The following is a 2,492-nucleotide window of genomic DNA, read 5'->3' as shown; positions in this document are numbered from 1 at the left end:
AAGGCTACTCATGTCGCGCAACCGCTGCACCCACCTGATGACGGTGCTGATACCAACCCCATAGCGTGCCGAGGCCTGCCGTCGCGACAGCCCCTCCCGCTCAACCGACGCAACAACCCGTTCGCGAAGATCCATCGAGTAAGGCTTGCCCATCCATGCTGACCTCCTTGTCTCAGCAAGAAGGTTGAATCAGATTTGCACGCCTAAGGGAATCCTCGCCGATTCAGCCTCAATTCATCCCGCTCTAGCGGAGCCGATGAACGTGCAGGCGATGCGCGACGCGCTGTCGGCGTTCGCAGAGTTTATCCGCGCGCGTTGAGGACGACGACCCACCACGCCTTCGTCATCCTTGGGCGAAGCAAGGAGCGAAGCGACGCGGCGCAGACCCTAGGATGACGAAGGAGAGAGGCTTCGGCCAATCTCCAACGTCAGCGATTGGCAGCCTACTTCTTGCTCCGCAGCGTCTCGACATCCGTCTTGCCGACATACCAGTCACGGGCGTTGACCTCCTCGAACACCACCCACACATCGTCATTACTCAGTCCGGTGGCGTCCATGATCGCCGCCGTGACCTTTTTGGCGATGTCCGCCTTCTTGCCGGCCGGGTCGGCGGCAATGACTTCCCTGACGATACGGATGTTGACGAATGGCATAGTGTCCTCCCCCTCAATGTTCTCGGCGGTCTCAAAAAGTCTTGGCGCCGTTGACCATCAGCCGCACCATGTAGAGCGACGTGGTGCCGGCGATGTACAGGCAGTTCAGCTTGTTGCCGCCGAACACGCAGTTGGCGGTCACTTCCGGCACCTTGACCTTGCCGATCAGCGTCCCGTCGGGGTCGTAGCAATGGATGCCGTCGGCCGCACTGGTCCAGATGCGCCCGTCCGCATCGAGGCGAAAGCCGTCGAACAGGCCGGCGGTGCAGTCGGCAAAGATCTTGTCGCCCGACACCTTCTTGCCGCCCTTGCCGACATTGAACACCCGCATATGGGCCGGGTTCTTGGCGCCGTGCGTGCGGCCGGTGTCGACGACATAGAGCTTGCTCTCGTCGAGCGAGAAGGCGAGCCCATTGGGCCTGACCATGTCGGTGATGACGGCGTCGACCTCGCCGCTGTCGGGGTCGACCCGGTAGACATGGCAGGCGCCGATCTCGCTCTCGGCCTTGTCGCCCTCATAGTCGGTGTCGATGCCGTAGCTCGGATCGGTGAACCAGATCGAGCCGTCGGATTTGACCACCGCGTCGTTCGGCGAGTTCAGCCTCTTGCCCTTCCATTTCGCGGCGATTGTGGTGACCGAGCCATCAAACTCGGTGCGGCTGACGCGGCGGCCGGAATGCTCGCATGAGACCAGCCGGCCCTGCCGGTCAACGGTGTTGCCGTTGGAATTGCCGGATGGCTGACGGAAGACGCTGACATTGCCGTCGGTCTCGTCGTAGCGCAGCATGCGATTGTTGGGGATGTCGGACCAGACGACATAGCGCCCGGCGGCGAACCAGGCCGGCCCTTCCGCCCACTGGCATCCCGTGAACAGCTTTTCCACTTGCGCGTTGGAATTGAACAGCCGCGCGAAACGCGGATCGAGAATTTCGTAATAGTCAGCGGCCGCCATGCTTTCCTCCGGGCACTACACAACGCGAGGGATCAAGCCAGCCCGTGAAACAGAAGGCAATGTGCGTCCGCACAGTGCCATACAAAAAGGGGCAGCTGGGACAGGTGGCTTGCCGGTCTGTTCACTGCCCATGACGTTAGCGCCGCATTAACCGGCTATGCGCCCAGTGCAATGGTGCATTGCAACATCTTCTTTTTGCAACGCAGCGTAACTATGTCATGCTTCGTATCGATCAAGGGAGGAATAACTGCCGCAGCAATGCGGCGCTGAAAAGGAACCTTGCTATGATCATCGACAGCCTTATGACCCGCGCTCGTGCTAGCATTGCCAAGCGCAAGCACTACAACCGCCTCGTCGCCGAAATCGACAGCTTCTCCAGCCGCGACCTCGCCGACATGCGCGCCGACCGCTCGGAAATGCTCTATCAGGTCCACAAGCAGATCTACGGCTGAGTATTCGGCCGACCTATCACGTTCGTCATCCTTGGGCGTAGCGACGCGAAGCGGAGCGAAGACCCAAGGATCCATGCCGTGACTTTCGAGCACCGCAGCGGTGCAGAACACTTGTTCTGCGATGATCCGTGATTTGGCACGTTGAAGGCGCCTATTCTGGACGGTCGCATCCTTCGGCAAAGGTCGCGGCATGGCAACTGTGTTCACGTGAATGCGGTTTTGTCCCTGATGATAGCGTTGAGGGTGACCAGAAGCTTCCTTGCGACGGCGACGATGGCGAGTTTCTTTGATCCGGAACGTGCGGCAAGGGCGACGTAGAAAGCTTTGAACCGGTCATTGGCACGGATGGCGCCCAGCGCCGCCATGTAGAGAGCTCGTCGGACCCGCGGGCGACCACCGCCGATCTTGCTCCTGCGCTTGAGCTTGCCGCTCTCA

The 2,492-nt window shown here is 60.6% G+C and carries 5 protein-coding genes; 1 reads left to right on the top strand and 4 read right to left on the bottom strand.

Annotated features, from left to right (window positions below):
* From AC1DVW_RS29615 to AC1DVW_RS29605, 3 genes are all read right to left on the bottom strand, one after another.
* On the bottom strand, positions 1–153 hold a 153-nt coding region (locus AC1DVW_RS29615), incomplete at its 3' end, for a helix-turn-helix domain-containing protein (RefSeq protein ID WP_477323337.1).
* A gap of 290 nt (positions 154–443) precedes the next feature.
* Positions 444–653, bottom strand: coding sequence for a tautomerase family protein (locus AC1DVW_RS29610; RefSeq protein WP_477327922.1), 210 nt, complete (start codon positions 651–653; stop codon positions 444–446).
* A 31-nt stretch (positions 654–684) separates the two neighbouring features.
* Positions 685–1,605 carry an SMP-30/gluconolactonase/LRE family protein gene (locus AC1DVW_RS29605; RefSeq protein WP_477327920.1) on the bottom strand — a complete coding sequence of 307 codons (921 nt, stop codon included), beginning with the start codon at positions 1,603–1,605 and terminating at the stop codon, positions 685–687.
* Positions 1,606–1,889: 284 nt separating this feature from the next.
* Here AC1DVW_RS29605 and AC1DVW_RS29600 point away from each other — a divergent pair, with 284 nt between their 5' ends.
* Entirely contained in the window at positions 1,890–2,057 is a 168-nt protein-coding gene (locus tag AC1DVW_RS29600; protein ID WP_477249514.1) for a hypothetical protein, read from the top strand.
* Between the two features lie 203 nt (positions 2,058–2,260).
* Here AC1DVW_RS29600 and AC1DVW_RS29595 read toward each other — a convergent pair.
* Positions 2,261–2,492 (bottom strand): transposase (locus AC1DVW_RS29595; protein WP_477327167.1); only part of this gene is annotated, 232 nt, incomplete at its 5' end.

The sequence above is a fragment of the Mesorhizobium sp. P3_B5 genome (assembly GCF_056402815.1).
The sequence above is the reverse complement of the archived record's forward strand: the minus strand, read 5'-3'. Positions and strand labels throughout refer to the sequence as shown.